Annotated in this window: 46 protein-coding genes; 37 read left to right on the forward strand and 9 right to left on the reverse strand. The window is 70.9% G+C overall.

What is annotated here, in order from left to right; translation table 11 throughout:
• Nucleotides 1–2 precede the first annotated feature (2 nt).
• The 6 genes from IEZ05_RS25675 to IEZ05_RS37220 are packed head-to-tail and all read left to right on the forward strand — an operon-like array spanning nt 3 to nt 3,060.
• Nucleotides 3–485 carry a hypothetical protein gene (locus IEZ05_RS25675; protein WP_189232621.1) on the forward strand — a complete coding sequence of 161 codons (483 nt, stop codon included), beginning with the start codon at nt 3–5 and terminating at the stop codon, nt 483–485.
• The gene (locus IEZ05_RS25680; RefSeq protein ID WP_189232622.1) at nt 482–667 is read left to right on the forward strand and encodes a hypothetical protein; all 186 of its coding nucleotides are present in this window, start codon (nt 482–484) and stop codon (nt 665–667) included. Before IEZ05_RS25675 ends, IEZ05_RS25680 begins: the two co-directional genes overlap by 4 nt.
• Nucleotides 664–933, forward strand: coding sequence for a hypothetical protein (locus tag IEZ05_RS25685; RefSeq protein ID WP_189232623.1), 270 nt, complete (start codon nt 664–666; stop codon nt 931–933). The genes IEZ05_RS25680 and IEZ05_RS25685 overlap by 4 nt, the downstream gene beginning before the upstream one ends.
• Entirely contained in the window at nt 930–1,442 is a 513-nt protein-coding gene (locus tag IEZ05_RS25690; RefSeq protein ID WP_189232624.1) for a RusA family crossover junction endodeoxyribonuclease, read from the forward strand. Before IEZ05_RS25685 ends, IEZ05_RS25690 begins: the two co-directional genes overlap by 4 nt.
• Nucleotides 1,439–2,302, forward strand: a complete 864-nt coding sequence (locus IEZ05_RS25695; protein WP_189232625.1) for a hypothetical protein — start codon at nt 1,439–1,441, stop codon at nt 2,300–2,302. Before IEZ05_RS25690 ends, IEZ05_RS25695 begins: the two co-directional genes overlap by 4 nt.
• Nucleotides 2,299–3,060, forward strand: a complete 762-nt coding sequence (locus IEZ05_RS37220; protein ID WP_189232626.1) for a WhiB family transcriptional regulator — start codon at nt 2,299–2,301, stop codon at nt 3,058–3,060. Before IEZ05_RS25695 ends, IEZ05_RS37220 begins: the two co-directional genes overlap by 4 nt.
• Nucleotides 3,061–3,354: 294 nt before the next feature.
• On the opposite strand, the gene IEZ05_RS25705 is transcribed toward IEZ05_RS37220, so the two are convergent.
• Complete coding sequence (locus IEZ05_RS25705) at nt 3,355–3,567, reverse strand: hypothetical protein (protein ID WP_189232627.1); 213 nt, start codon at nt 3,565–3,567, stop codon at nt 3,355–3,357.
• A gap of 186 nt (nt 3,568–3,753) precedes the next feature.
• Here IEZ05_RS25705 and IEZ05_RS25710 point away from each other — a divergent pair, with 186 nt between their 5' ends.
• From IEZ05_RS25710 to IEZ05_RS25785, 16 genes are all read left to right on the forward strand, one after another.
• Entirely contained in the window at nt 3,754–4,548 is a 795-nt protein-coding gene (locus tag IEZ05_RS25710) for a helix-turn-helix domain-containing protein (RefSeq protein WP_189232628.1), read from the forward strand.
• On the forward strand, nt 4,545–5,168 hold the full coding sequence (locus tag IEZ05_RS25715) for a zinc finger domain-containing protein (protein ID WP_189232629.1): 624 nt from the start codon (nt 4,545–4,547) through the stop codon (nt 5,166–5,168). Before IEZ05_RS25710 ends, IEZ05_RS25715 begins: the two co-directional genes overlap by 4 nt.
• Nucleotides 5,165–5,587 carry a hypothetical protein gene (locus IEZ05_RS25720; protein WP_189232630.1) on the forward strand — a complete coding sequence of 141 codons (423 nt, stop codon included), beginning with the start codon at nt 5,165–5,167 and terminating at the stop codon, nt 5,585–5,587. Before IEZ05_RS25715 ends, IEZ05_RS25720 begins: the two co-directional genes overlap by 4 nt.
• Nucleotides 5,584–6,510, forward strand: coding sequence for an adenine nucleotide alpha hydrolase family protein (locus IEZ05_RS25725; RefSeq protein ID WP_229869854.1), 927 nt, complete (start codon nt 5,584–5,586; stop codon nt 6,508–6,510). Before IEZ05_RS25720 ends, IEZ05_RS25725 begins: the two co-directional genes overlap by 4 nt.
• The gene (locus IEZ05_RS25730; protein WP_189232631.1) at nt 6,507–6,821 is read left to right on the forward strand and encodes a hypothetical protein; all 315 of its coding nucleotides are present in this window, start codon (nt 6,507–6,509) and stop codon (nt 6,819–6,821) included. Before IEZ05_RS25725 ends, IEZ05_RS25730 begins: the two co-directional genes overlap by 4 nt.
• The gene (locus tag IEZ05_RS25735) at nt 6,821–7,183 is read left to right on the forward strand and encodes a hypothetical protein (RefSeq protein ID WP_189232632.1); all 363 of its coding nucleotides are present in this window, start codon (nt 6,821–6,823) and stop codon (nt 7,181–7,183) included. Before IEZ05_RS25730 ends, IEZ05_RS25735 begins: the two co-directional genes overlap by 1 nt.
• Complete coding sequence (locus IEZ05_RS25740; RefSeq protein ID WP_189232633.1) at nt 7,180–7,476, forward strand: zinc finger domain-containing protein; 297 nt, start codon at nt 7,180–7,182, stop codon at nt 7,474–7,476. The genes IEZ05_RS25735 and IEZ05_RS25740 overlap by 4 nt, the downstream gene beginning before the upstream one ends.
• Nucleotides 7,473–7,847, forward strand: a complete 375-nt coding sequence (locus IEZ05_RS25745) for a DUF4326 domain-containing protein (protein WP_189232634.1) — start codon at nt 7,473–7,475, stop codon at nt 7,845–7,847. The genes IEZ05_RS25740 and IEZ05_RS25745 overlap by 4 nt, the downstream gene beginning before the upstream one ends.
• Nucleotides 7,844–8,176, forward strand: coding sequence for a hypothetical protein (locus IEZ05_RS25750; RefSeq protein ID WP_189232635.1), 333 nt, complete (start codon nt 7,844–7,846; stop codon nt 8,174–8,176). Before IEZ05_RS25745 ends, IEZ05_RS25750 begins: the two co-directional genes overlap by 4 nt.
• A 49-nt stretch (nt 8,177–8,225) precedes the next feature.
• Nucleotides 8,226–8,594, forward strand: coding sequence for a hypothetical protein (locus tag IEZ05_RS25755; protein WP_189232636.1), 369 nt, complete (start codon nt 8,226–8,228; stop codon nt 8,592–8,594).
• A gap of 76 nt (nt 8,595–8,670) precedes the next feature.
• Nucleotides 8,671–9,165 carry a hypothetical protein gene (locus tag IEZ05_RS25760; RefSeq protein ID WP_189232637.1) on the forward strand — a complete coding sequence of 165 codons (495 nt, stop codon included), beginning with the start codon at nt 8,671–8,673 and terminating at the stop codon, nt 9,163–9,165.
• A complete protein-coding gene (locus IEZ05_RS25765) occupies nt 9,162–9,389 on the forward strand; it encodes a hypothetical protein (RefSeq protein WP_189232638.1) in 228 nt (75 codons plus the stop codon). Before IEZ05_RS25760 ends, IEZ05_RS25765 begins: the two co-directional genes overlap by 4 nt.
• Entirely contained in the window at nt 9,386–9,838 is a 453-nt protein-coding gene (locus tag IEZ05_RS25770; protein WP_189232639.1) for a hypothetical protein, read from the forward strand. The genes IEZ05_RS25765 and IEZ05_RS25770 overlap by 4 nt, the downstream gene beginning before the upstream one ends.
• Nucleotides 9,839–9,938: 100 nt before the next feature.
• On the forward strand, nt 9,939–10,091 hold the full coding sequence (locus IEZ05_RS25775) for a hypothetical protein (RefSeq protein WP_189232640.1): 153 nt from the start codon (nt 9,939–9,941) through the stop codon (nt 10,089–10,091).
• The gene (locus IEZ05_RS25780; protein ID WP_189232641.1) at nt 10,088–10,279 is read left to right on the forward strand and encodes a hypothetical protein; all 192 of its coding nucleotides are present in this window, start codon (nt 10,088–10,090) and stop codon (nt 10,277–10,279) included. The genes IEZ05_RS25775 and IEZ05_RS25780 overlap by 4 nt, the downstream gene beginning before the upstream one ends.
• Before the next feature lie 51 nt (nt 10,280–10,330).
• Entirely contained in the window at nt 10,331–10,822 is a 492-nt protein-coding gene (locus tag IEZ05_RS25785; protein WP_189232642.1) for a hypothetical protein, read from the forward strand.
• A gap of 59 nt (nt 10,823–10,881) precedes the next feature.
• Here the strand turns inward: IEZ05_RS25785 and IEZ05_RS25790 are convergent, their stop codons facing one another.
• Both IEZ05_RS25790 and IEZ05_RS25795 read right to left on the reverse strand, forming a co-directional pair.
• A complete protein-coding gene (locus IEZ05_RS25790) occupies nt 10,882–11,124 on the reverse strand; it encodes a hypothetical protein (RefSeq protein ID WP_189232643.1) in 243 nt (80 codons plus the stop codon).
• 49 nt (nt 11,125–11,173) lie between these two features.
• A complete protein-coding gene (locus IEZ05_RS25795; protein ID WP_189232644.1) occupies nt 11,174–11,359 on the reverse strand; it encodes a hypothetical protein in 186 nt (61 codons plus the stop codon).
• A gap of 153 nt (nt 11,360–11,512) precedes the next feature.
• Here IEZ05_RS25795 and ku point away from each other — a divergent pair, with 153 nt between their 5' ends.
• Nucleotides 11,513–12,412, forward strand: coding sequence for a non-homologous end joining protein Ku (gene ku / locus IEZ05_RS25800; protein WP_189232645.1), 900 nt, complete (start codon nt 11,513–11,515; stop codon nt 12,410–12,412).
• Here the strand turns inward: ku and IEZ05_RS25805 are convergent.
• Nucleotides 12,409–12,744 (reverse strand): DUF6233 domain-containing protein, encoded by a 336-nt coding sequence (locus IEZ05_RS25805; protein WP_189232646.1) that lies wholly within the window; start codon nt 12,742–12,744, stop codon nt 12,409–12,411. The two genes, ku and IEZ05_RS25805, sit on opposite strands and share 4 nt — an antisense overlap.
• Nucleotides 12,745–12,789: 45 nt before the next feature.
• On the opposite strand from IEZ05_RS25805, the gene IEZ05_RS25810 reads away from it, so the two are divergent.
• The 3 genes from IEZ05_RS25810 to IEZ05_RS25820 are packed head-to-tail and all read left to right on the forward strand — an operon-like array spanning nt 12,790 to nt 13,376.
• Nucleotides 12,790–13,011 carry a LexA family protein gene (locus tag IEZ05_RS25810; protein WP_030204411.1) on the forward strand — a complete coding sequence of 74 codons (222 nt, stop codon included), beginning with the start codon at nt 12,790–12,792 and terminating at the stop codon, nt 13,009–13,011.
• Entirely contained in the window at nt 13,008–13,205 is a 198-nt protein-coding gene (locus tag IEZ05_RS25815) for a hypothetical protein (RefSeq protein ID WP_030204413.1), read from the forward strand. Before IEZ05_RS25810 ends, IEZ05_RS25815 begins: the two co-directional genes overlap by 4 nt.
• Nucleotides 13,206–13,226: 21 nt before the next feature.
• Complete coding sequence (locus IEZ05_RS25820) at nt 13,227–13,376, forward strand: hypothetical protein (RefSeq protein WP_157028736.1); 150 nt, start codon at nt 13,227–13,229, stop codon at nt 13,374–13,376.
• Nucleotides 13,377–13,496: 120 nt separating this feature from the next.
• Here the strand turns inward: IEZ05_RS25820 and IEZ05_RS25825 are convergent, their stop codons facing one another.
• A complete protein-coding gene (locus tag IEZ05_RS25825) occupies nt 13,497–14,000 on the reverse strand; it encodes a helix-turn-helix transcriptional regulator (RefSeq protein ID WP_229869855.1) in 504 nt (167 codons plus the stop codon).
• A 176-nt stretch (nt 14,001–14,176) separates the two neighbouring features.
• Between IEZ05_RS25825 and IEZ05_RS25830 the strand changes: the two genes are divergently transcribed.
• The 7 genes from IEZ05_RS25830 to IEZ05_RS25860 all read left to right on the forward strand — a co-directional run bounded on the left by IEZ05_RS25830 (nt 14,177) and on the right by IEZ05_RS25860 (nt 18,810).
• Nucleotides 14,177–14,455, forward strand: coding sequence for a hypothetical protein (locus IEZ05_RS25830; protein WP_229869856.1), 279 nt, complete (start codon nt 14,177–14,179; stop codon nt 14,453–14,455).
• A 150-nt stretch (nt 14,456–14,605) separates the two neighbouring features.
• Nucleotides 14,606–14,770 (forward strand): hypothetical protein, encoded by a 165-nt coding sequence (locus IEZ05_RS25835; protein WP_189232647.1) that lies wholly within the window; start codon nt 14,606–14,608, stop codon nt 14,768–14,770.
• Nucleotides 14,771–14,856: 86 nt separating this feature from the next.
• Nucleotides 14,857–15,057 (forward strand): hypothetical protein, encoded by a 201-nt coding sequence (locus tag IEZ05_RS25840; protein ID WP_189232648.1) that lies wholly within the window; start codon nt 14,857–14,859, stop codon nt 15,055–15,057.
• 91 nt (nt 15,058–15,148) lie between these two features.
• On the forward strand, nt 15,149–15,394 hold the full coding sequence (locus IEZ05_RS25845) for a hypothetical protein (RefSeq protein ID WP_189232649.1): 246 nt from the start codon (nt 15,149–15,151) through the stop codon (nt 15,392–15,394).
• A gap of 14 nt (nt 15,395–15,408) precedes the next feature.
• The gene (locus IEZ05_RS25850; RefSeq protein WP_189232650.1) at nt 15,409–16,365 is read left to right on the forward strand and encodes a hypothetical protein; all 957 of its coding nucleotides are present in this window, start codon (nt 15,409–15,411) and stop codon (nt 16,363–16,365) included.
• A 56-nt stretch (nt 16,366–16,421) separates the two neighbouring features.
• Nucleotides 16,422–18,182, forward strand: a complete 1,761-nt coding sequence (locus IEZ05_RS25855; protein WP_189232651.1) for an FtsK/SpoIIIE domain-containing protein — start codon at nt 16,422–16,424, stop codon at nt 18,180–18,182.
• Nucleotides 18,183–18,318: 136 nt separating this feature from the next.
• The gene (locus tag IEZ05_RS25860; RefSeq protein ID WP_189232652.1) at nt 18,319–18,810 is read left to right on the forward strand and encodes a hypothetical protein; all 492 of its coding nucleotides are present in this window, start codon (nt 18,319–18,321) and stop codon (nt 18,808–18,810) included.
• Nucleotides 18,811–18,913: 103 nt separating this feature from the next.
• On the opposite strand, the gene IEZ05_RS25865 is transcribed toward IEZ05_RS25860, so the two are convergent.
• The 4 genes from IEZ05_RS25865 to IEZ05_RS25880 form a co-directional block, all read right to left on the reverse strand.
• Nucleotides 18,914–19,096 (reverse strand): hypothetical protein, encoded by a 183-nt coding sequence (locus IEZ05_RS25865; protein ID WP_189232653.1) that lies wholly within the window; start codon nt 19,094–19,096, stop codon nt 18,914–18,916.
• 54 nt (nt 19,097–19,150) lie between these two features.
• Nucleotides 19,151–19,627, reverse strand: a complete 477-nt coding sequence (locus IEZ05_RS25870) for a hypothetical protein (protein WP_189232654.1) — start codon at nt 19,625–19,627, stop codon at nt 19,151–19,153.
• A 224-nt stretch (nt 19,628–19,851) separates the two neighbouring features.
• Entirely contained in the window at nt 19,852–20,028 is a 177-nt protein-coding gene (locus tag IEZ05_RS25875; protein ID WP_189232655.1) for a hypothetical protein, read from the reverse strand.
• Nucleotides 20,025–20,237 carry a hypothetical protein gene (locus IEZ05_RS25880; RefSeq protein WP_189232656.1) on the reverse strand — a complete coding sequence of 71 codons (213 nt, stop codon included), beginning with the start codon at nt 20,235–20,237 and terminating at the stop codon, nt 20,025–20,027. The genes IEZ05_RS25875 and IEZ05_RS25880 overlap by 4 nt, the downstream gene beginning before the upstream one ends.
• Before the next feature lie 109 nt (nt 20,238–20,346).
• Here IEZ05_RS25880 and IEZ05_RS25885 point away from each other — a divergent pair, with 109 nt between their 5' ends.
• The 4 genes from IEZ05_RS25885 to IEZ05_RS25900 all read left to right on the forward strand — a co-directional run bounded on the left by IEZ05_RS25885 (nt 20,347) and on the right by IEZ05_RS25900 (nt 23,131).
• A complete protein-coding gene (locus tag IEZ05_RS25885) occupies nt 20,347–20,766 on the forward strand; it encodes a WYL domain-containing protein (RefSeq protein ID WP_189232657.1) in 420 nt (139 codons plus the stop codon).
• A gap of 38 nt (nt 20,767–20,804) precedes the next feature.
• A complete protein-coding gene (locus IEZ05_RS25890) occupies nt 20,805–21,140 on the forward strand; it encodes a hypothetical protein (RefSeq protein ID WP_030204419.1) in 336 nt (111 codons plus the stop codon).
• A 159-nt stretch (nt 21,141–21,299) separates the two neighbouring features.
• Entirely contained in the window at nt 21,300–21,824 is a 525-nt protein-coding gene (locus IEZ05_RS25895) for a hypothetical protein (protein ID WP_189232658.1), read from the forward strand.
• Nucleotides 21,821–23,131, forward strand: a complete 1,311-nt coding sequence (locus IEZ05_RS25900; RefSeq protein ID WP_189232659.1) for a phage terminase large subunit — start codon at nt 21,821–21,823, stop codon at nt 23,129–23,131. Before IEZ05_RS25895 ends, IEZ05_RS25900 begins: the two co-directional genes overlap by 4 nt.
• Nucleotides 23,132–23,173 lie beyond the last annotated feature (42 nt).

Consider the following 23,173-nt stretch of genomic DNA (forward strand, 5'->3'; position numbering starts at 1 on the left):
GTGTGTCCCGAGCGAAGTACAACGAGGCCGTGAGCGCGGCCCTCGCCGAGCGGCGTCTGCGTCTCGACGCCGAGGAGGCCCTGGCCGGGAAGACCGCCCGCGAGACGGCCGCTGACCGGCTGACCGCGGACACGATCACCCGCCTGTCCGACGAGGCCGCCGCGCTCCGCGGGATCGTCGCCGCCCTGGTCCTCGGCTTCGAGGGGTCGGGCCGGTACGAGGACGCAACCGCGCTGCGCCGGCAACTCCTCGACGCGGGCCTGGACCTGACCACGGAGATCGGAAACCGGACGCCCGGCGCCCGCCCCGCCCGCCGCCAGTACACGCCGGCCGAGGCCGCGTTGCACGGCGACCTGCGCCGCACCCGGGAAGCGCTCGGCGCGATGGAGGCCACGTGCCTGCGCCTGCAGCAGGTCAACGAGGCGCAGGACGTCATGCTCCGCGAGGCCGCCGACCAAGCCCTGGCCACGGGGAGGGCGGCGTGAGGTTCACCGCCCGGCACCTGTTCCGCGGCCTCGGCCGCCACCGCGCCGCCCGGATCCCGGGCCAGCTTGCCCGGCAGCGGTTCGTGCACTGCCCGGCCTGCGCGGCCACCACCACCGCCACCATCCACGGCACCCTCGTCCGCTGCGCCGAGGGCCACCACGTCACCGGGGGGAACCAGTGACCAGCAGCAACCAGCGTCACGGCCACGTCAACACGTACAAGAGCGGCTGCCGCTGCGGCGCATGCCGGGAAGCGAACCGCCTGTACCAGGCCGCCGGGAACAAGCGGCGTGCCGCAGACCCGTCGCTCGCCGACCGTGCCGGACACGGCCGCGCCAGCACGTACATCAACTACGCCTGCCGGTGCGACGCGTGCAAGGTCGCGAACTCGCAGCGGCTCCGCGAGCAGCGTGAGCGCCGCGCCCTCGCGAAGGGAGGCGCAGCGTGAGCGCCCCTACTCAGCCCGCCCCGGCCGCCACCACGGCGGCCGGGCCCCGGCCCGACCTCGAGTTCACCGTTCAGCATCGGCCGGCCCCCCAGGGCAGCAAGCGGCACGTGGGCGGCGGCCGACTGCTCGAGCAGTCCAAGCGCGTTAAGCCCTGGCGCGATGCGGTGGACGCCGCCGCTCGAGCAGCGATGAACGCGCGCTGGCTCGAGGGCCGCGGTGAAGAGAGCCTCGACGGACCCCTGTCGCTCGAGGTCGTGTTCACCGTCCGCAAGCCCGCCTCCGCACCGAAGACCCGGATCACCTGGCCGACGACCAGGGACAGCGGGGACCTCGACAAGCTGCTCCGCTCCACCTTCGACGCCCTCACCACCGCCGGCGCGATCGCCGACGACTCGAGGATCGTCGAGGTGTCCGCGCGGAAGGTCCACCCGGGGGAGGGGCTCGACGCGCTCGAGACCCCGGGCGCCGTGATCCGAGTGTGGCGACTGCTCGAGGCGGTGGCCCAATGACCGTCCGCGCTGACGTCGCCGAACTCCTCCACGCCGGATACGGGGACCGCACCATAGCCCGCCAGGTCGGCGTGAGCATCGGCAGCGTCACCCGCGCCCGCGCCACCCTCAACCTGCCCAAGGCCCGCGGCGGCATCAAGGGCGCCGGCACGCCGGAAGACCTGTTCTGGCGGCGCGTGAAGCCCGTCGACGGCGGCCACCTCGAATGGGACGGTCACCGCAACGGCAAGGGCACCCCGATCGTCCACTGGAAACGCGACAACTACAGCGCCTACCGGCTCGCGTTCCGCATCCGGCACGGCCACGAACCCGAGGGCTACGCCTTCGTCACCTGCGATCACAACGGGTGCGTCGCCCCGGGCCACATCGGGGACTCCGCCGTAACCGCCCGCCCCGCCCACCACCGGAGCGCCGTCGGCCGGAAGCCGAACGGCACCCGCGAAGAGATCGTCGCCCTCCTCAAGGAGGGCCTGTCCGATAAACAGATCGCGAAGCGCCTGCGCACCAACCCGAAGCGGATCGCGACGATCCGCGCCGAGGAGCAGGTGCCCGCTGTCGTCGCTGTGCCGCTGACGTTCGCGGAGCGGTGGGCGATGTACACGGAGCCGGTCGACGGCGGGCATCTGCGCTGGACGGGCCGCTTCCGAGACGACGCGCCGGCCGTGACCGACGACGGCCGCACGATCAGCGTCCGCCGTGCCGCGTTCGAGCGGCTGCACGGGCGCCCGCCGGTGGGCCCGGCGACGCCGGGGTGTGGCTACGGGCCGTGTGTACGGCCGGAGCACCTCGAGGACCGGACCATCCGGCAGCGCACCAACTCCCTGTACGACGCGATCTTCGGAACCGGAGCAGCAGCATGAACACCTACACCGGCGGAACCCCGCGCGCCGAGGACTGGCGCGACTCGGCAGCCTGCACCGACCAGGACCCCGAACTGTTCTTCCCGAACGGCACCGAGGGCGGCTGGAAGACCGTCACCCACGACGCCAAGGCCATCTGCGCCCGCTGCCCCGTCGCCTCGGACTGCCTGACGTTCGCCCTCAACGAGAACATCGACTACGGCATCTTCGGCGGCCTCACCGACAACGAGCGCCGCAAGCTGAAGCGGCGCGCCACGACCACGCTGACGGCTGCGGACGTCAACGAGGTCCGCCGCCCGGCCACGTTGGAGGAGGCGTTCGAGAGGAACGCCGAACTCTACGGCGACGGGCACCGGCGGTGGACCGGGCCGAAGCAGCTGTTCTTCGCGGGCGTCTACTACACGCCGCGCCGGACAGCGTTCCTCATCGGCTACGACCGGCCCGCGCACGGCCAGGTCCACCCGACGTGCGGGTTCGCGGAGTGCGTGCAGCCCGCGCACATGGAGGACGCGAAAGGCCGGGACGCCCGGAAGCGCGCCGCGAAGCGGGAGGCCGAGCAGCAGGCCGCTGCGGAGCGGGCGACCGAACGGCACGTCGCGCAGGCCGCGGTGAAGCGCGAGCCGGCCAAGTGCGGCACGAACTCCGGCTACGGCCGCCACCTGCGCGAGAAGACGGAGATCTGCGCACCGTGCCGCCAGGCGCACGCGGACGCCGACGCCCGCCTTCGCCGCACCGGCACGTCAGTGGCCGCGGCATGACCGCCGGCGACGGGCTCGTCTGCGACATCCCCGCACCGCACGACGGGCCCGTCCGCCCTTACCCCTGCGGGCCCCGCTGCTCGACGCACTCCCCGTGGCGGGCGAAGGGGTTGCCCGAACCACCGGCCGGGCCGGGCGCCCCACGGGACTGGGCCCCCGAGCCGGCCTACCGCGAGGCCACGGACCGGGATCGGCGGCACCTCGCCGTCGTATCGGACCCGCCCGACTGACCGCACGACGAAGCCCCGCACCACACGGTGCGGGGCCCGGAGAAGAGAGGAGGAGGGTATGCGATCAGAGGATGTCGCCGTCAGCAGGTTCGTCGCTGAGGTGCTTCAGCCGGCGCTCCACGGCCTGCTTCTTGCGCCAAGCGTTGACGCGGGCGTGCGCATGCCGACGCAGGTCGTCGGCCCGCGACGTGCCCTCGGCCTCGCACAGCTCCCCGTATGCAGCCCAGGTCGCGTCGTCGATACGGACCATGCGGCCGGGGGTTCCCTTCGTCGTCATGCCGACAGGGTAGCTGACCTCTCACCCGCAACACACCCCCACCGGCCAGCCTGTATGTCGAATGTATTGCGGGTGACTATACACCCTGGGGTAGAATCACGGACAGGTAAGGCGCTCGAACAGCCGCCCTGAACAGGGGCGTTACTCGGCATGTCCTGACCAGCACGAACACGAAATGAGACCTCCGTGAGCTTCAAGGTCACCAACTGGGTGTGGGCCCGGTCCGAGTCCCGCAACGGGGCCCGGCTCGTCATGCTCGCGCTGGCTGACCGGGCCGACGACAACGGCTTCTGCTGGCCGTCCATCGATGACCTCGCCGAGCGCACGAAGCTCAGCCCCCGCGCCGTCCAGAAGGCCATCGCTGTACTCGCCGAGCTGGGGGAGCTGGACGTCGAGAACGGCGGCGGCCGGCACCGCTCGAACCGGTACCGCATCGTTCCGAAACCCCGCACATCTGACGGGGTTACTGACCAGGAACCCCGCACAAACGACGGGGTATCGACCGAAGAAACCCCGCACTTTGCGCCCGAAACCCCGAACTTTGAAGCAGAAACCCCGAACTTTGAGACCGGAAACCCCGTCCAAAGTTCACCCGAACCTGTCATAGAACCAACAGAGAACCGTCAGGAGAACCTCCCCGCACGCCGCACCAACCGCGGCCCCGCCGACGAACTCCTCGACGAGTGGTGGGAGCAGTACGGCCGACGCACCGCCCAGGCGAAGCGCACCATCCGCCAGGCCATCGCCGACGCCCTCACCAACGGCATCGACCCCACCGAACTGCGCGCCGCCCTGGCCCGCCTTGGCGAGAACAGCAAGCCCGTCACCGGCGGCACCCTCCAGTTCGCCTTCGCCGAACTCCGCAAGCCGACCGGCGCCGACGTCATCCCCTTCGCCGCCCGCCAACAACAGGCAACCGACGACCTCTTCGACCGCGCCATGGCCCGCGCACAGGCCCGCATGCAGCAGGAGACCTCATGACCCCCGACGAAACCGTGATCCTCGCCCGCTACGTCCGCGCCCTCTGCCCCCAGCAGAAGTTCGACGAGTACACCCCCGACGCCTGGCACGACATCCTCTGCGACTACCAACTCGCCGACGCCCGCCAGGCCGCCGCCCAAGTCGCCCGCCGCCAGCCGTTCGTCGCCCCCGCCGAGATCGCCGACGAGATCAGCAAGATCCGGGCCAGCCGCACCCACGACTTCGTGTACGAACCCCCGCCCGGCGACTCCGACCCCGACTACCTCGCCCGGCTCCGCGGCCAGCTCGCCGCCACCGGCGACGGCCAGCGCCCCCCGGTCCTCGCGAAGGAACTGCCGCGCCGCCCGGTCGCCGCCCTGGTGGCCAGCCTCGCCGACTCCCTCCCGGAAGTCCCCGCGACCGACGTGGCCAAGGTCCGCCGGCCCGGCCCGCTCGGACACGAGTGCCCCACCTGCCGCGCCGCGATCGGCCGGCCGTGCCGCATCGGCGGCACCGGCAAGGAGCGGGCCCCGCACGAAGCCCGCGAAGCCGCCGCCCACGGCCGCCACCACGACCCCGACACCGAAGAGCAGCGCCGCCGCCAGGCCGCCGCCACCCGCACCCAGGAGACCGCCTCGTGAAGATCTCGCTCTGCAAGCACCGCTTCCCGCTCATCGCCCCCGGCGGATCGCTCTTCCACCCCGGCGACTGCACCCGCTGCGGTGCGACGTGGGCCGACGTCCAGGCCGAACTCGACCGACAGGCCAACGCCCTCCGCCTCGGCACCGCCCACCGTGCCCCGTGCGCCGGCTGCGGCCACACCCGCATGGTCTTCCGCTACCAGCGCGAACAGCAGCCCTGGGACGAGCAGGAGCCGCCCGTCATCTGGCTCTGCGTCCGCGACTGGTCCCGCGCCCGCGAGACCGAAGAGGCCACTGGCTTCATCGACTTCAACGACCTCTTCGACCGCGGCACAGACGAGCAACTCGCCGCCGGACTCCGAGGCGCCCTCGTCCAGCCCGCCGCCGCCCACCACACCACCCAGGAGACCACCGCATGACCAGCCAGCCCGCCTTCCGCCGCCTCCTGTCTCTCGGCGCGGGTGTCCAGTCCTCCACCCTGCTGCTCCTCGCCGCGGAGGGGCGCCTCCCCGACCTGGACGGCGCAATCTTCGCCGACACCGGCTGGGAACCCGCCGCCGTGTACACCCACCTCGACCGACTGGAGCGCGAAGTCGCCGAGCCTGCCGGCATCCCGATCTACCGCGTCTCCGCCGGCAACATCCGCAACGACGCCCTCGACCCCAAGCACAAGTTCGTGTCCCTTCCGACGTTCACCATCAACGCCGACGGCTCCTGGGGTATGGGCCGCCGACAGTGCACCAAGGAGTACAAGCTGGTCGAGATCAAGCGGAAGGTCCGCCGCATCCTCGGCTACCCGCACCCCACGCCCGTCCCGCGCGGCGTCTACGCCGAACAGTGGATCGGCATCAGCCGCGACGAGATCGGCCGCGCCAAGGACTCCGGCATCCAGTACCTCAAGAGCATCTTCCCGCTCCTCGACCTGGACAGCGCAGCCGACGGCCGCCCCGGCTGGACCCGCACCGACTGCATGCGCTACCTCCGCTCCCGCGGCTTCAAGTCCACCCCCAAGAGTGCCTGCATCGGTTGCCCCTTCCATGGCAACAAGCAGTGGCGGGAGATGCGCGACAACCAGCCGGCCGAGTGGGCGGATGCCGTCGCCTTCGACTACGCGCTGCGCGCCGTGCCGCGCGAGGACGGCATCCGCGAGTACCTGCACGTGTCCCGACTGCCGCTCGATCAGGCACCCATTGATCGGGTCAGCTCGCACGAGCAGAAGCTCCGGCAGACCACGGTCTTCGACCAAGTGGCCGACGCGCTGCTGGAGCAGGGCGACCCGGACGGCTGCTCCCCGTGGTCCTGCCGCTCCGGCCAGCCCGTCACCGCGGAGGCCGGCCAATGACCGTACAGCCCGCCCTCGACGGCACCATCCCCGACCCCGAGCGCGCCGAGGACTTCGAGACGTGGGTCGACCGCGTCCGCCCCGCCTTCACCGCCGCCGCAGCCTCCGGCCGGGAGTTCGCCTCCTGGCACATCAAGGTCGCCGAGAAGCTGCCCGAGCCCCCCAACCCCAAGGCGATGTGGGGCCAACTCCTCCACCGCCTCCACGACGAGGGACTCATAGAGCCCGCCTCCTGGACCACCACCCGCGACGGCAGCGGAGTCCGAACTTGGCGCGGCACCCGCGCCGCACGACGGGGGAGGGCCGCCTGATGCCGATCCGCCCCGAGAACCGGCACCGGTACCCGAGCGACTGGCGAGAGATCAGCCTCCGCATCCGCACCATCCGCGCCGCCGGCCGCTGCGAATGCCACGGCGAATGCGGACGCGGCACCCACACCGGCCGTTGCCCCAACCGCAACGGAGGCACCGCCTACAGCACCGGCTCCCGCGTCGTCCTCACCGTCGCCCACCTCAACCACACCCCCGAGGACTGCCGCGACGAGAACCTCCGCGCCATGTGCCAGGGCTGCCACCTCCACTACGACCGCGACCACCACCGCGAAACCGCAGCAGCCACCCGACGCGCCGCCATCGAAGCCACCGGCCAACTCGCCATCGAGGAGCAGCCGTGACCACCCGTCCGCTCGGCGCCCCGCGCCCCGCCAGCCTCCGCACCGGCACCCAGCAGCCCGCCCGCGCGATCCGCTGCCCTCACTGCCACGCCCACCCCGGACAGCCCTGCACCACTCGCACCGGACACCGGCTCCCCGACGTCCACCCCGCCCGCAGCAGCGCCCACGCCCAAGCCGTCGCCTGCTGCCCCACCTGCCAGGTCGAGCCGAAGACCCCCTGCCACGACGCAGGCCGGCCCCGCCGCAGCGTCCACGCCCGCCGCTACCAGGAAGCCGAGGACACCCAGCGATGAGCACCCCGACCCGCATCCAGCGCCGCCGCGTCAAGGGCTGGCGGAAGCCGGACAACACCGTGATCGTCACCCGGCCGTCCCGGTTCGGGAACCCGTTCACCCTCGCCGGTGCCGTCGAATGGCTCGGCGCCGAGACCCCGGAGCAGGCGCGCGAGGCCTGCCACATGGCGTTCCGCTCCTGGGTGCGCGGCTCCGACCAGTGGTGGATGGGCCCCGAAGCCGCCGCCACCCGCAGGCGCCTCCTCGACGGCCTACCCGAACTGCGCGGCAGGAACCTCGCCTGCTACTGCCCGCTCCCCGCCGACGGCGAGCCCGACCACTGCCACGCCGCCGTCCTGCTCCAGCTCGCCAACGAGGAGGCCCGCCCGTGAACGCCATGCCCCCGGCCGCGGTCGCTGTGATCGCCGCCGCCCTCGACGACTACCGGCAGACCACACCCCCCTCCCAGCAGAACCCGCGCGCCGCCGCCGAGAAGGCCGCCGAGTACCTGCTGTCCAGCGGCTGGGGCCTGTACGTCCCCGGCAGCCGACAGACCCAGCAGCGGGCCCGATGCCCGCACTGCACCGTCCGCCACCTCATCACCGCCGCCGGTGTCCTCCGCAGGCACGGACCCCACGGCCACCCCTGCCCCGGCAGCGGAACCCCCGCCCCGGGCCCCACGCCCCGGCCCGGCGACCAGCAGCAACCGGCCGCCGCCTGACCCCCTACCCGACGGGGTCAACCCGCCGGCCCCGACAAGGAGAACCCCGATGGGCACCGAAAGAATCGACATCGACGACTACGCCACCTACGCCGAGATCACCGAGTTCGAGAACGGCCGCACCAGCAGCCCAGTGATCGTCACGGGGCGTCAGGTCCGCGAGCGCATGACTGCCGTGGTGTACACGTCGGCCGGTGAAGCGCCCGAGTACCAGGCGATCGTGCAGTCCCCTGTGACCGGAGTCATCACCGGCATCTCCACGGCCGTGAAGCACGGGCACCACACGACAACGTGGAAGCAGATCGGCTCTGACGAGCAGGACCGCATCACACGAGAGCGCGTCACGCAGAGGACGCAGATGTGGATGGCGGCGGCAGCAGCCGGCGCATTGACCAGCGACCCCTCTCACCGGTTGTGACGACTCATCCCGTGTCGGGTGCGGTGCTACCGCGCCCCGGCACGGCCCGCCCACCGTACCCAGCCCGGAGGAAACCGTGACCACCGACCAGACCCCGCTCCGCGACCGCATCGCCGAGGCAGCCCTCAGTGCCGTCGAGGTCGCTCTGGGAGACACGCTGGTGCCCGCCGCGCGTGAACAGGCGCTCGCCGGGATCGCCGCGGTGCTGCCCGCGACCACCGACCAGACCGCCGAGTTCGAGCTACGCGGCGACACCGAGATCCGCGCCGCCGCCCTCCGCGAAGCCGCGTCCTCCGCATGTAGCGGAGCAGTCGAGTTCAACACTGAGGCTGTGCAGGCCGCGCTGAAGAACGGTGGGTCGTTCGCGCTGATCGCCCTCGTTCAGCTCGCCGTTGCCGAGCACCTGCGCCGCATGGCCGACGAGACACAGCCCGCCGAGACCGTCCCGTGCATGCGCTCGGAGCCGCACCCCGCGCACTCGCACTCTGGACTGCGCAAGGGGGTTGTGGTGCACGGCCGCTGCCCGGGGGGAGACCCCGCCGCCGGGGCGCGGCAGGACGGGGCGCAGTGACCGAGCCCGTCGCGTTCGTGCTCCTGGTGGCCGCGTGCACCGCATGGATGTGCGGCCACCAGGGCGCCACCGCATGGCCCCGCCGCAAGGCGCAGGCCCCCGCCTCCCGGCCCCGCACCCGCTCCCCCGACTCTCGCGCCACACACACCCACCCCAGCCCCGCACACGGGCGCACAGCCATCTGGGCCTACACCCAACCCATCACCTACCAGGAGCACCAGTGACTCCCGCCGACGAACTCCGCGCAGCAGCCGAGCAGCTGCGCACCCTCGCCACCGCCGCCAGCATCGACAGCGACGGTGTCCCGACCGCCAACTGGCACCACGAAGACCGAGGTCGCAACCGCGGCCACCTCTACGGCGACCACCTCACCCGCGACGACGGCCGCTGCATCTCCTGGCCGCACCTCCTGCGCGGAGGATCAGCCCAGCGGCCCACATACATGCACGTCCAGCACGCCGCCTACGCCGCCGCGATGGGTCCTGTCGTTGGCCTCGCCCTCGCCGACTGGCTGGACCAGGCCGCGCGCTACTACGAGGCGGGCGTCCAGGCCGCCGACGACGTCTTCCGCGACGACCCCGCCGAACACGAGGCGTTCCTCACCACGGGCCCCGGCGCGCCCTCCGAGCACGCCCTCGCCGTCGCCCGGCAGATCAACGGCACCACCCCGTGAGCCGCCTGCCCGGCCTGATCCTCCCCGGCCTCGCACTCTGCGCCGCACTCGCCGGCCTCGTCTGGGCCGGCGCCCACACCATCCGGAACCGGAGACAACCATGACCTACCTCCTCATCGCAACCCTCTGCCTGGCCATCGGCTGGTGCTGGGGCCACTCCACAGCCCGCATCCGCCACGTCCCGATCGGCGCCACCGCCCAACAGGACCAGGCCGCCATCGCCGAGGACGAGCGGAGGAGCAGCGCCGCATGACCGGCCCGACGTCCAGCCCCCGGGGCGAGCACACGCCCGCCCCGGGCAGCACCTGGCACACCGAACTCGTCCGCGTCGAGCAGCTCGTCGACGACGACGCACCCGACCCCCGACCCAACCGCGAGACCAGGCGAGCGATGCGGCGCGCCACCCGGAGCAAGACGGCTGCCCGCGGCAGCCAAGCCTGACCCGCGAGAAACCCGATGTGCCAGGCCACCCTGCCTGGCACACTCCCCGCCATGGACGACGAAGTACAGAAGAGCCGCGACGACATGGAGCTCTACACGCTCCTCGGCCTCATGGTTCGCTCGGCAGCCGAGCTGGAACTGCGGCTCCAACTGATCGCGATCAACCTCTCCGAGAGCCACTACGCCCACCTCTGGATACACGGGGCCAGCGGCGGTCAGGCCACGAAGCTCATTCGGGAACTCGCCAAGGCCAACCCGGTTGTCACCGAAGCCAGCCAGGCGGAGATCACTGACCTGATGAAGGAGATCGACGCGGCCCTCACCCGCCGGCACGGTTACGTCCATGGCGCGTGGCTCGTCGATCCTCTGGCTGAGACCTATCAGGCGATGCGCTTCACGAAGGGCAACACCTCCCCCCGCTTCGACCCCATGTCCAAGGAAGATCTCAGCGACCTCACGCACACCCTCGCCCGCCTGCTTGAAGGCGTCACAGATTGGCTCGTGAAGCACGTGAGCGTCAACGGCTCGCAGTTCGAGAACTGATCCGATCGAGACGCCGCCCACCGCCCCGCCTCCCCGTGGAGGACGGGGCGGTCGTGCGCTCAGTAGTCGTAGTAGACCGTCTTCAGCCGGATGTCCTGCCCCGGGAACATCACGGTCAGCCGACGCTCCAACCGCTTCTCCATCTCCCGTGCCGCCTCCGCCGCCGGCGAGTCCCCGATACCCGCGATGTGCGCCGAGTACAGAAGGATCCGTGCCTCGCCGAGTGTGAGCAGCCGCAGCATCTCGCCGGACTCGTCCAGCAGCTTCGACAGCTCCGACATCTCCTCGACCTCTGCGTCCATGCCAGGTCAACGAGCGGAGCCCCCCAGCGCGCACGGGCGCGCGACAGCATCACTCAGATGGCGGGACGCCCAACAGCCGGGCCAGCCGGCCCCGCGCCGTCGCCGCATCCACGTCATCGTCGGGCGCCTGCTCCAGAGCGCGCAGCGTCGCACGGGCCTGGTCCCCGGTGAGCAGCAGGGAGTAGATGCCTTCCTGCCCAGCCAGTTCGGCGGCAGCCTCTTCGAATGTCTGCATGATCAAGGCAACGCGGCGGTCTCGAAAGGGACACGGCTCAGTGCGTCCAGACGTCGGGTCCGCCGCCCCGCCACTCGATCAGCCCGTGGCGGATGCGTGACAGAGGTGCCCTTCATAGGCTGGTGGTGCTCGGGGTCACTGCGGAGGTCACTCATGCCCCGAACCATCTGGAGCGGCGCCATCTCGTTCGGCCTGGTCACCGTGCCTATCCACGTGGTCAGCGCCACCGAGGATCACTCGATCCACTTCCACCGCGTGCACCTGCCCGACATGGCCCGCGTCCGGACCCGCAAGGTGTGCGAGCTGGAAGACCGCGAGGTCTCCACCTCCGAGATCGGCAAGGGCTACGAAATCTCCCGCGACAACGTCATCCCCGTCACCGACCAGGAACTGCGGGACCTGCCCCTGCCTACCGCGAAGGCCATCGAGATCGTGGCGTTCATGCCGCTGTCCTCGATCGACCCGATCCGGATCGGCGAGGGCTACTACCTCCAACCCGACGGGCAGGTCGCGGCGAAGCCGTACAAGCTGCTCCGCCAGGCACTGGGGCGCAGCAGTCGAGTCGCGATCGCCCGGTACGCCTGGTCCGGCCGCGAGCGCCTCGGCCTGCTCCGGGTCCGCGACGAGGCGATCGTCCTGCACGCGATGCGCTGGCCCGACGAGATCCGCGACCCCTCGTCCCTGACCCCGCCGCCGGTGGAGCTCACCGACGAGGAAATCGATGGGGCCCTCGCCCTCATGGAGACCATGACCCGCGACGGCCTTGAAGGCGACGAGTTCCGCGACACGTACACCGAGGCGGTCGCCAAGCTGATCGAAGCCAAGCGGGAGCACCGTGAACCGGCACCCGTGGCGGAGCCGGCCGAAGAGTCGGGCCAGCTGGTCGACCTCATGGCCGCGCTCAACGAGTCCGTGGCCAAGGCGAAGGAAGCCCGGGCCGACGGCGGACACGCGGACGTTCACGAGATGCCGATCAAGCGGGCGGCGGAGAAGGCACCGGCCAAGAAGACGGCTGCGAAGAAGACGGCCCGGAAGCCGCGGAAGAGTGCCTAGTCGAACAGTCCGAGGGCGCTGTCCGGCCGGCAGGCACCGCATGCCTTCACGCCCTCGACGAGGGCGCGGCGCGCCTCGTCCCGGCTGATGCCCCGGACCCGCTTGCCCGCGTTCCAGCAGTCGCCGACGTGCACCTGCACCGGTGGGGTGTCTCGATTCAGCCCCTGCTCCAGCAGCCAGTCGGGTGGCGCGGGCCGGTTCTGGATGCCGCGCTGCCGCTCGGCCTCGCGCTGCTCTGCCGCGGCGATGGCCTGCCGTACCTCGTTCAGGGTGTAGGCGAGCCACGTCTCCAAGGTGCGGAGTCGCGGCAGGTCGGGCGGCAGGTCGGTCACACGGCCAGTTTGCGCCAAAATTCGAACACGTGCTCCCATCGGGGTATGGCCAACCATCGCGTCGACTATCTCACCGCCCGACAGGAGGAGATCCTCCGTGTCATCCGGCTGGCCATCACCGACGAAGGTGACGCCCCCACCGTCGCCGAGATCGCCGACCAGGTCGGGCTGCGTCCGTCAAGCGTCCACTACCAGCTGCGCGAGCTGGAGGCGAAGGGTGCCATCGTTCGCGAGCCCGGCACGGCGCGCGGAATCCGGCTCGCATGACCGCCGGCCGCTACCGGGTGACCGTGACCGTCGACGGCCGGCCCATGATCCAGGGCTGGTGGGGAAGTGAGGTGATCGCCCGCAGCAAGTTCACGCGGTGGGTCGGCGAGCACGGCGACCGGCCCGGTGCCCGCGTCACCCTCACGGACGAGGGGACGGGCACCGTGCTGACGGAGTGGCCAGACCCCGGGTGATCGTCTGCCATGCTGGCCGCCATGGCTCACCGTCCGTACCCGGTCGTCGCCAAAGCGTGGCGGCAGATCATGCGCCGTCACCGCTACGACCGGCCCCCATACCTGCCCGCGCCGCGCACACCGCAGGCCCCGGCCGGCGAGTACCGACTGTCGACGCGGACCCCTGCTTGACGCCGTCCGCATGATGGGAGAGCCGGGCCGCCGCAATGCTGCTGCCGACGCCCCGGCCTGCTACACGACTGCGCCCTCGGACCGTGTCACGACGGCCGGGGGCGCAGCAGTGTCCGGGGGTCATTCCTCCGTCTTCTGGCGCTTCAGCTTCCGCGCGACCTCGGCCGCCTCGTGCCAGATCTGCGCCTTCTCCTCCAGGTCGCTGCGCATCTCCTCGTCGGCCAGCGTCGACAGCTCGCCGGCCTTCGCCCGGAGCGCCTCCACCACCTCGTTGACGACGGTCCCCCGGTAAGCGTCGAGCAGTTCCTCCGCCTTGTCCCACGGGACGCAGCGCTTCTCCGCCGTCTCGTTGTACGGCGGGTCGTTCAGGGCGGACAGGATCGCGATCCGGGGATCGGTCGTCGTGCTGGTCACGTGCTCTCCTTGCTGCTCGGGCTGGGGCCTGCGCTTCTTGCGCGGCTGCTTGGGGTTCGCCTTGAAGAACGCGACCACCTCGTCCTCGCGGAAGCGCGGTCGCGTACTGCCCTCGCCCTCGACAGGGGAAGGGAAGATGCCGGTCCGCCGATATGTGTGGATCGTCTGACGGCTGACCCCGTGCTCCGCCGCGATCTCGGTGGTGGTCATCAAGCGCGGACTCCCCTCGGGTTCAGGGCTCTTGGGCACGGCAACATCCTCCCTGTTCTGCTTGACGTTGTAAAGCAGAACGTGCACAGTGGAACAGCACCAACAGAACGGCCCCCGGTCGGGCTACCACACACCGACTGGGGGCCAGCCATCCCCTGACGTGACCAGGAGAGACCGTGCCGAATCCTACGGCCCCCACGCAACAACAACCCAGCCCCGCGAGCACGCCGTGGCAAGTCCCGTGGCCCGCCGGCACCATCGCCCGGTACTGGACCGTCGCCGGCGCCACCGCCGACGTCACCGAGACCAAGGACGGTGAGTTCTACCAGTACAACGTGAAGTGCACGGGCTGCCCCCACACGGACACCTCCCGCATCGTCGACAACGCTCACCGCTGGGCCCAAGCCCACGCGGAGAAGTGCCGCGCCCTGCCCCGCCCGGCCGCCGTCCAATGAGCGCCGAACACGAGCGCGTGAAAGACCCGCTCCCGCCGAGGCCGCCGCGCCCCCACCCCCAAGGCTGAACCCCTACCCCGCAGACCGCTGCCGCGCGGTACGACCATCCCCCCGTCCCGCGCGGCAGCACCCCCACGAGAGGAGCCCGCCATGGGCCGCACCTTCCCCGCACAGATCACCGACGGCAACGGCGACACCTGGGAGCCCGCCGCCGGACCCGGCCGCAACGGCGAACCCGTCTACTACCCGACCACCGGCCCCGAGACCCCCGCCGAAACCCCGTCCGAGATCGAAGCCAACTACGGCCGCCGCTGACCGGCTGCCCGCGTCGCCCGCCTCGTCGTTCCGGGCGAGGGGAACCGCGTCAGTGCTTCCGCCCCGCCACCAGAGAGGACCAGCCCATGTCGAAGTTCTCGTTCACCGCCCGCAACAACCGCGACCAGATCGTCACCGGCGAGATCACCGCCACCTCGGAGAACGACGCCGTACTCAAGGTCGAGAAGGCCATGGCCGACACCAACCGCGGCGAGGCCGAGACCGTGACCATCAACGGCAACACCCACACCCCGTCGCTCACCCGCATGGTCGAGAACAACCGCTGACCGGTAGCCCACGGTCCGCGTCTCGCACGCGGGCCCTGGAGATCCGGCCAGCACCACACCCCGCCCGACCGCCACCCCGAGAGGACCCGCCATGCGTCGCCGCCCCGACCGCATCCTCCGCCAACTCCTCGCCGCCACCCTCGTCATCCTCGCCCTGATGCACCCCGAGACCACCGCCCGCCTCGCCGAGACCGCCGCGGCCATGGTCCTCGGCATCGTCGACGGCATCGCCCAGGCCGCCGCCGCACAGCCCGAAGCCGCCCTCCTCCTCGCCGGCGCCATCTACCTCGCCGTGCAGATCCGCACCCACCGCCCGCGGGCCCGAGCCCACGCCTGAACCCGGAGATCGTGATGAACGGCAAGCCCCGCTTCCGCCAGCGCATGCGCACCATCAACGAGAACGTCAACGGCGTGGCCGTCCAGTACGACGTCCCCGACACCACCCCCGTCCGGCGGCTGCCGTTCAACCTCGACGCCACCCTCCGCAAGGCGCTGTTCGCCGCCGCCATCCTCATGACCATCGGCGCCATCGTCTGGGGCACCGTCGCCATCGGCAGCATGCTCGACCTCCTCGCCCCCGCCTGGGCCGCCTACCTCGTCGCTGGCGTGTTCGACGCCGGCTGGGCCGCCTGCCTCATCGCCGAGTGGCTGCTCCGCTATGACAGCGACCGCGCGAAGACACCCCGCCATGCGGGCGTCGCGCTCCTTGTCATCTCCATGGCCGCGATCGTCACCCACGGCGCGCTCTCCGGATCGTGGGGGTGGATCGTCGGCATCGTCGGCGCGCTCGTCTCCGCCGCCGCGAAGGGCGTGTGGGCGATCGGCATGCACACCATCCGGATCAATTTGGAACCGCGGTACGAGGCGTACCTCCGCACGCTGCAGCAGCAGACCGGTACCGAGCTCGCGCTCGCGCTGGGGGAGCGGGACCGGCTCCTCACCGAGGACCGCACCGTCGAGCTGCGCCTCGCCCTCGAAGCCCGCCGTCCCGCCGCGCCGCCCGTCGTCGAACCGATGGACCGGCCCTCCGAACCGGCCCCGGCCCAGACCGAACCGGAACCGGTCCAGGCCGCTGACCAGCCCGTGGACCAGATCGAACCGGCCCCCGAACCCGTCACGGTCCAGGCCACGAACCGCCCCGCCAGCCGACTGGTCCAGCCCGAGGACCAGGTCGACGTCCTCCTGAACCGGCTCCGGAACGGCGACCACATCACCAAGAAGAACGCCGCCGAGATCCTCGGCGTATCCGAGTCGACCGCGTACCGCCGGCTGAAGGACGCCGAGTCGAAGCTCCACCAGTACCGCTGACCGCCCGTCCGGCCCCCGGCATCTCGGGGGCCGTCTCGTCTCGTCGGAGCCCGCCAGTGAAGATCACGCCCGCTGACATCGCCACCAGCACCATCGTCCCCAGCATCGTCACCGGCGCCGCCCTCCTCGCCGAATGGCAGTACGGCACCACGGCCGCCGCCGTCGAGTTCGCGACCGCCCTGGCCGCGGGCAAGCTCGCCTTCGTCAGCTTCGCCAAGAAGTGGAGCCCGGCCCTGTCCTGGAGCGCCCTCGCATCCACCGGACTCTTCACCCAGGCCGGCGTCACCACCGTCGGCGGGATAGGCCCCACCGCCTACGCGTGGCTCGTCGCCTCCGCCGCTGCGGTCGCGGCGCGGCTGGTGTACAAGCACCACACCCGGCACGACGAGATCAAGCTCAGCATGGACCAGACCCGTCTGGACACCGCGCTGATCCGGCAGCAGATGGCCCACCACGCCCTGGTCCAGAAGACCATGCCCGAACCCATCGTGGACGGTCCGCACCTGACCGGCCGGACCGTGGAGGAGACCCGGATCAGGACCGTGGTCCACGAACTGTTCGCCGCTGAACTGCCGGGCTGCACCGTGGAACGGACCAGGACCGGATGGACCGCGGTCCTTGACCTGCCCGTGAACCTGGACCGGGCCAAGCTCAAGTCCGCATGGGACCGCGTCGCGTCCGGCATGGGCGTGGCCGGGGAGTTCATGCTGGAAGACGGCGCGCTGACGAACCAGCTCATCGCCCGGTTCATCGACGGCGACCCGCTCCAGGCCGTGGTCCCCTACACGCGGACCAGCGGCGCCCGGTTCACTGACCCCGTCCTCCTCGGCGTGGACCGGTTCCTGAACCCGGTCTGGCTGGACCTGGCCTACAACCACACTCTCGTCGCCGGCTCGTCCAAGTTCGGTAAGAGCACGTTGGTCCGGTCCATCGCGGTCCAGCTCGCGGACCGGCCCGACACCGTCCTGTACGGCATGGACCTCAAGCCCGGCGCCCCGGAGCTCACGCCGATGCTGCCGATCCTCCAGGACGTCGCCACCACGCCTGAGCAGGCGCACGCTCTCCTCGACTGGCTGAAGCAGGAACTCGGCGAGCGTGGCGAGATCCTCGCCCAGGCCGGTGACCAGGAGTGGGATCCGCAGAAGCATGGCCGGCCCGCGATCTGGGTCATCGAGGACGAGCTCGCCGAGCTGGTCCGGCAGGGCGACGACGGCCCGTGGAAGAAGACCCCGGCGTCGAAGAAGCAGGAGAGCCTGCTCGCGCTGATGCGGTTCGCCGGCATGCACTTCCTGTCCGCTACCCAGCAGCCGTCGCGGAAGGTGTTCGGCGGGACGACGGACGCGCGCGGCAACTACGCGAACCGGCTGTCCACCCGCATGAACGACGCGGACCACCGGCGGTTCATCTTCGGCAACACCCCTGGTTGGGAGCCCGGGAAGCTGGACCAGCCCGGCAAGTTCCTGCTGCAGTCCCCGGTCCACCAGGTCGCCGCCCCGTACAAGGGCATGTGGCTGACGGGGGACGAGTTCCGGGCCGAGGTCGCCAGGATCGGCGCGACGACGGTGCGCGCGCCCGTCGGGAAGCGACTGGTCCTGCCGGTGGCCGGCGCCACGAACCAGGACAAGGTGATGGCCGCGCTCACCAAGTACGGGAACGCCACCCGGCGGGAGCTGGAGCAGGCGACCGGGCTGGAGGAGAAGCAGGTTCTCGACGCTGCCCGCGCGCTGCGCCCCGACGTCGAGCGCTGTGACGACACCGGAACCTGGCGGCTGGTACCTATCGCAGCGTGGGAAGCGCAGGCCGTAGCCCACCAGTAACACCGCAGGTCAGAGGCCAGTTCGCGGGGTCGGATAGGGGGTCGGAAACCGGAAGTCCAACGGTCGACCGGACCGGCCCCGCTTGACGCCCATCCGACCCTGAATCCGACCCCTCCAACCACCCGAGGAGAACGTCATGGGATACGCCCGCTACGAGATCACCCGCCCGAACGGCGACCGCATCGAAGCCGGCTACGCCGTCGAAGCCCAGTGCGAGAAGGACGGCTGTGACGCCCGGATCGACCGCGGTCTCGCCTACCTGTGCGGGAAGGACCCGCGCGGCGACGACCACGGCTGCGGCGGCTACTTCTGCGAGAAGCATCTGACCGGCGCCAACCAGTGTGAGCCGTGCGCGGCCAAGGCCGACGAGGAGAACCGGTGGGTCCACCCGGAGACCGGCGAGGAGTTCGACCTCCGCGACCGGTTCCTCCCGGCCGGGTCCACCTACGACCCGCGGTCCACGGTCTGGGCCTGCGTGGACCGGACGGCCGAGGTACCGCTGCTGCTTCCCGTGGACCAGGCGAGTGGCATGCCCACAGGCGAGCCGGGACGGCTGATCACCGAGGGAGAGTGGGAGGAGATCGGTCGGATCATCCACCGGCAGATCAGCCAGGAAGTTCCCGCCTGAACCTGGTTGACAGCCCTGCGATAGTGAGAGTGCACCTGGGTTTCGAGCGCCGAGTTGCACCCCCAGAAGGCCCCGCCGCACCCCCCCGAGGCGGGGCCTTCGCCTATCCCTCGACCGGCTCAGGCCTCCGCGCGACCGCGGGGGAGGGGACGGCGCGGGCCATCCACCGGCCGTCCGTCATGAACCGCGGCGTCATCACCGGCAGGAACCCGGCATCCACCAGCCGCGCCAGGCCCTCGACGCACTCGTCCTCACTGTCCGCCTGGATACTCGCCCTGATCGCCATGGCCACAGTGTGCCGTTACCGGAACGGGCGCGGTACCGGTTCTCTCCGGACGGGCTATCCGTTCTTCGCCTCGTCGACTTCCATCAGCGACGGCAGCTTGGCCGCGCCCGTCATGATGGCCTGCGCGTCGTCCGGGCACGGCGACCCTGTGATGGCCGCGTTCTCGTCGCCCAGGCACTCGTGCTCTGTGTATGCGTCGACCGCCGCATTGATCTTCACAACCTCGGCCGACGTCCTCGGGTACGCGTCCGCGCCGCCGGCCCCGGGAAGGGACTGCTCCAGGTCGGTGACTGCCAGGGCGATGTCGGTCAGGTGCTCGGCGCACGCCTGATCCCCGACCTGGTTGCAGACCGCTGGGTCTGCCTTGGTGGCCGTCTCCAGCTTCGGCGCGAGTTCGACGGACAGAGTCCCCGCCGCCGCTGTCGCGCTGGCGCTCGGCTTCGAGTCGCTGCTGTCGCTGCTGCTGGAGCAGGCGGTGGCCCCGGCGAGGATGAGCGCGGCGAGAACGGTGATCGTTCTGGTTCTGTGCATGGTGGTACCCCCCTTGCGTGGTGCGGTGAGGGTAGATCACGCGCGGCGCGGCGAGGAGGGGTTGAGGCAGATTCGCTGGTCACGGATCTTGGCAGGCGCGGCCGGGTGGGCGTAGCGTCGCGGGGAGCGGCGGTTGTGCGGGAAGTGAGCTGCGAGCTTCGACCGGCACAACCGCCGCGCCCGTGCAGCGAGGCCCCGCACCGGAGTTCCGGGCGGGGCCTTCATCATGCCGAGGGTTCCTCGTCGATCGAGGGCGGCTGGTCGGCGAGCGGGCAGTCGTCCTTGTGCCACGTCTCCAGCGTCGTGCCGTCCAGTCGGCCGACGATGACCCGCTGGTCGTGCTCGCCGGGGAACGCGAGGCAGGCCGGGCAGAGTTCCTCTCGGCGCTGCGCCTCGCTCACGCGCTCTTCTCCTCGCTGCTCTTGACCAGTCGGCGGAGGTACTCGCGGGTCCAGCCGGTGATGCGGACGACGGTGGCCTGTGCGCCGCGTTCGTCGGTCTCGCGGAGGAAGCGGACGGCTTCTGACTGCAGGTCGGTGCGGGCCGCTTCGAGGGCGGTCTCGGCTTCTCGGTAGCGCTGGGCTGCGAGTTCGAGCTTGGCGGTGTCCATGTCGTCCAGTCTCCCACACGATTGGCCAACCGACTAGGCCAAGCCTATTGACATGGCCTACCGAGTAGGCCAACATGGGTGTCACAAGGGAGCGAACGAGGGGGACACGATGAGGCACACCGCACGCGAGACCAGCACCCAGACCCTCACACGCCTCATCACCGCCCTCGACAAGCAGCAGCCCGTCACCATCACCTACCTGAAGGAGGAGAAGGACGACACCGGCCGCAAGACCGGCCGCCTCGTCGAGACCGTCCGCACCGTCGAGCTGTACGACGTGGTCGTCTCCGCCGCCGGTGACATCCTCCTGAAGGCCATGGACCGGGAGACGGGGGAGTCCCGCACCTTCCGCCTCGACCGGCTCGTCTCGTACACCACCCACCGCAGCGCCTACGCCGTCGCCCGGCCGGCCACCGACGAGCCCAAGACCCGCCCCGCCCGCGGCCTCGCCACCGTCACCGTGCTGTACCCGGTCGACCTGCCCATCACCGCCCGCATCGACCTGCTCGCCGACGCCCTCGCCGCCTGACCAACCACCTGCGCAGCACCCCGAGAACGGAGCCCACCATGACCACCACCGGCCGCGCCGCCCGCATCGCCCAGCTCCGCGAGTCCATCGCCCGCCGCGCCCTCACCGCCGCCGGCGTCCCGGACGACGCCCGCATCCTCAACGTTCGCCGCGTTGGCACCGTCTTCGTCGTTGCCACCGAGGAGCCCACCAACCGCTGGGCCACCTACTACGTGGAGACCTTCCGCATCCCCACCCCCGACGACACCGACCGCGACTACGAGCCCGGCGAGGCCCCGAAGATCTGGTGCCCGCTCGCCGGCTGGAGCGGCGACAGCCCGGACGAGGTGCCCGCCATGCTGGCCAAGGCCACCGCCTACGCCCGCACCGCCTGACCCCCGCTCACGTCGAAGGCCCGGCTCTACCCCTCACGCCCGTAGGGGGAGCCGGGCCTTCGTGCTGCGCGCCGCCGTATGGCCGCCACCCCGGTTGCACGCATCGTTACCATCAAAGCACGTCATCCAGTAACACGACCACCAGGGAAGGGGGCGACGGTGGCCAACGACGAGCAGCCCGAGCCCAACGAGCACGAGTACCTGGAACGCCCCCGCAACGGGAACGGCCGTTACGTCCGCAGCATGGACAACGTGCAGCGTGACGCTGAAGCCGCCGCCTACTGGGCCGAACACCGCTGCACGTACCAGGAGATCGCCGACCGCTTCGGCTACTACGACCGCTCCCAGGCGTGGCGCGGCATCCAATCGGCGAAGCGTGACGTCGCGCTCCCCGCGGTCACGAAGCTGCGGCAGGTAGAGGCGGAGGAACTCGACACCCTGTACGTCATGGCCATGGAGATCATCGAGCGGAACCACGTCATGGTCTCGCACGGCCGCGTCGTCTGCGGCGGCGACGGCAAGCCCCTCCTCGACGACGGGCCCCGCCTCCAGGCCATCCAGACCGCGCTCCGTATCCGCGAGCAGTACCAGGCCCTGCACGGTCTGAAGCAGCCGGCGAAGGTCGAGCACTCCGGGGGAGTGAAGTTCGAGATCGTGGGCGTCGACCCGACGGACCTGGTGTGACGACGGTCGTCCGGTACGAGCCGCGCGGCGGAGCGAAGACCCTGCTCTCCGCCCGCGATCAGGAGATCTGCATCGCCGGGCCCGCCGGTACCGGGAAGTCCCTGGCGATGCTGCAGAAGGCTTTCTACACGTCGCTGATGGTCCCGAACTGTCGCAGCCTGATCGTCCGCCAGACCCACGCATCCCTCACCGGGTCGACGCTGGTCACCTTCGAGCAGCAGGTCGCGACGGCTGCGCTCGCGGAAGGCGTCGTCCGCTGGTTCGGCGGCAGCCCGAGGAAGCCGGCCGCGTACCAGTTCGCGAACGGCAGCGAGATTCTCGTCGGCGGCCTCGACCGCCCAGAGAAGTTCCTGTCCACGGAGTTCTCCCGGATCTACGTGGACGAGGCCACGCAGATCAGCCTGAAGGCACTGGAGACCCTGATCACCCGCCTGCGCGGGAACGCCGACACGTACCGGCAGATCATCCTCGCGTGCAACCCGGACCACCCGAAGCACTGGATCAAGCAGCGCTGCGACGACGGCACGATGCGGATGCTGCACTCCCTGCACCGCGACAACCCCCTGTACGTCAACGCCGACGGGACGCTGACCGAGCGCGGCGTGGACTACATGGCCAAGCTCGACGCACTCACCGGTGTCCGCCGGCTCCGGTTCCGCGACGGGATCTGGGCCGCCGCCGAGGGCCTCGTCTACGAGGGCTGGTCCGACGCGCTGCACGTCATCGACCCCTTCGAGATCCCCGAGTCGTGGACCCGGTGGGTCACCGTCGACTTCGGCTTCACCAACCCGTTCGTGGCGCAGCTGTGGGTCGAGGACCCCGACGGCCGCCTGTACCTGGTCCGCGAGTGGGTCCGCACCCGCATGCTCGTCGAGGACCACGCCGAGGTGATCCGCGACCGGCTCCTCGCCGGACATCCCCGGCCGCGCGCCATCATCACCGACCACGACGCCGAAGACCGCGCCACCCTCGAACGGAAGCTGGGCATGGGCACGCAGGCCGCGCACAAGACCGTGTCCGACGGCATCCAAGCCCTCGGCGCCCGCCTCAAGGCGCAGCCCGACGGCCGGGCCCGGCTGTACGTCTTCCGCGACGCGCTCCTCGAACGCGACCCGGAGATGGACACTGCCGCCCTCCCCATCGGCCTCGCCGAGGAAGTCCTCGGCTACGTCTGGGCCGTGAAGCCCGGCAACGCCGGTGGCCTGAAAGAGGAGCCCGTGAAGGAGAACGACCACAGCATGGACGCCGCCCGGTACATGGTCGCCGCCCGGGACATGGGTAGCCGGCCGCGAGTCCGTTGGCTGTGAGACTGTCCAGTACCTACAACCTGCCGCCGACGATTGAGGGAC

It is taken from the genome of Streptomyces flaveolus, from assembly GCF_014648815.1.
GTDB classification, from domain to species: Bacteria; Actinomycetota; Actinomycetes; order Streptomycetales; family Streptomycetaceae; genus Streptomyces; species Streptomyces flaveolus.

Excerpts from the sequence above, each read along its gene's own strand:
- IEZ05_RS25890 (WP_030204419.1), top strand. The coding sequence starts at position 20,805 with ATGACCACCACCGGCCGCGCCGCCCGCATCGCCCAGCTCCGCGAGTCC.
- IEZ05_RS25790 (WP_189232643.1), bottom strand. The coding sequence starts at position 11,124 with ATGGACGCAGAGGTCGAGGAGATGTCGGAGCTGTCGAAGCTGCTGGAC.
- IEZ05_RS25715 (WP_189232629.1), top strand. The coding sequence starts at position 4,545 with ATGACCCCCGACGAAACCGTGATCCTCGCCCGCTACGTCCGCGCCCTC.
- IEZ05_RS25840 (WP_189232648.1), top strand. The coding sequence starts at position 14,857 with ATGTCGAAGTTCTCGTTCACCGCCCGCAACAACCGCGACCAGATCGTC.
- IEZ05_RS25880 (WP_189232656.1), bottom strand. The coding sequence starts at position 20,237 with ATGGACACCGCCAAGCTCGAACTCGCAGCCCAGCGCTACCGAGAAGCC.
- IEZ05_RS25885 (WP_189232657.1), top strand. The coding sequence starts at position 20,347 with ATGAGGCACACCGCACGCGAGACCAGCACCCAGACCCTCACACGCCTC.
- IEZ05_RS25865 (WP_189232653.1), bottom strand. The coding sequence starts at position 19,096 with ATGGCGATCAGGGCGAGTATCCAGGCGGACAGTGAGGACGAGTGCGTC.
- IEZ05_RS25755 (WP_189232636.1), top strand. The coding sequence starts at position 8,226 with ATGGGCACCGAAAGAATCGACATCGACGACTACGCCACCTACGCCGAG.
- IEZ05_RS25795 (WP_189232644.1), bottom strand. The coding sequence starts at position 11,359 with ATGCAGACATTCGAAGAGGCTGCCGCCGAACTGGCTGGGCAGGAAGGC.
- IEZ05_RS25725 (WP_229869854.1), top strand. The coding sequence starts at position 5,584 with ATGACCAGCCAGCCCGCCTTCCGCCGCCTCCTGTCTCTCGGCGCGGGT.
- ku (WP_189232645.1), top strand. The coding sequence starts at position 11,513 with ATGCCCCGAACCATCTGGAGCGGCGCCATCTCGTTCGGCCTGGTCACC.
- IEZ05_RS25780 (WP_189232641.1), top strand. The coding sequence starts at position 10,088 with ATGACCGGCCCGACGTCCAGCCCCCGGGGCGAGCACACGCCCGCCCCG.
- IEZ05_RS25775 (WP_189232640.1), top strand. The coding sequence starts at position 9,939 with ATGACCTACCTCCTCATCGCAACCCTCTGCCTGGCCATCGGCTGGTGC.
- IEZ05_RS25745 (WP_189232634.1), top strand. The coding sequence starts at position 7,473 with ATGAGCACCCCGACCCGCATCCAGCGCCGCCGCGTCAAGGGCTGGCGG.
- IEZ05_RS25815 (WP_030204413.1), top strand. The coding sequence starts at position 13,008 with ATGACCGCCGGCCGCTACCGGGTGACCGTGACCGTCGACGGCCGGCCC.
- IEZ05_RS25825 (WP_229869855.1), bottom strand. The coding sequence starts at position 14,000 with ATGACCACCACCGAGATCGCGGCGGAGCACGGGGTCAGCCGTCAGACG.
- IEZ05_RS25730 (WP_189232631.1), top strand. The coding sequence starts at position 6,507 with ATGACCGTACAGCCCGCCCTCGACGGCACCATCCCCGACCCCGAGCGC.
- IEZ05_RS25695 (WP_189232625.1), top strand. The coding sequence starts at position 1,439 with ATGACCGTCCGCGCTGACGTCGCCGAACTCCTCCACGCCGGATACGGG.
- IEZ05_RS25810 (WP_030204411.1), top strand. The coding sequence starts at position 12,790 with ATGGCCAACCATCGCGTCGACTATCTCACCGCCCGACAGGAGGAGATC.
- IEZ05_RS25735 (WP_189232632.1), top strand. The coding sequence starts at position 6,821 with ATGCCGATCCGCCCCGAGAACCGGCACCGGTACCCGAGCGACTGGCGA.
- IEZ05_RS25835 (WP_189232647.1), top strand. The coding sequence starts at position 14,606 with ATGGGCCGCACCTTCCCCGCACAGATCACCGACGGCAACGGCGACACC.
- IEZ05_RS25820 (WP_157028736.1), top strand. The coding sequence starts at position 13,227 with ATGGCTCACCGTCCGTACCCGGTCGTCGCCAAAGCGTGGCGGCAGATC.
- IEZ05_RS37220 (WP_189232626.1), top strand. The coding sequence starts at position 2,299 with ATGAACACCTACACCGGCGGAACCCCGCGCGCCGAGGACTGGCGCGAC.
- IEZ05_RS25850 (WP_189232650.1), top strand. The coding sequence starts at position 15,409 with ATGAACGGCAAGCCCCGCTTCCGCCAGCGCATGCGCACCATCAACGAG.
- IEZ05_RS25860 (WP_189232652.1), top strand. The coding sequence starts at position 18,319 with ATGGGATACGCCCGCTACGAGATCACCCGCCCGAACGGCGACCGCATC.
- IEZ05_RS25705 (WP_189232627.1), bottom strand. The coding sequence starts at position 3,567 with ATGACGACGAAGGGAACCCCCGGCCGCATGGTCCGTATCGACGACGCG.
- IEZ05_RS25870 (WP_189232654.1), bottom strand. The coding sequence starts at position 19,627 with ATGCACAGAACCAGAACGATCACCGTTCTCGCCGCGCTCATCCTCGCC.
- IEZ05_RS25845 (WP_189232649.1), top strand. The coding sequence starts at position 15,149 with ATGCGTCGCCGCCCCGACCGCATCCTCCGCCAACTCCTCGCCGCCACC.
- IEZ05_RS25785 (WP_189232642.1), top strand. The coding sequence starts at position 10,331 with ATGGACGACGAAGTACAGAAGAGCCGCGACGACATGGAGCTCTACACG.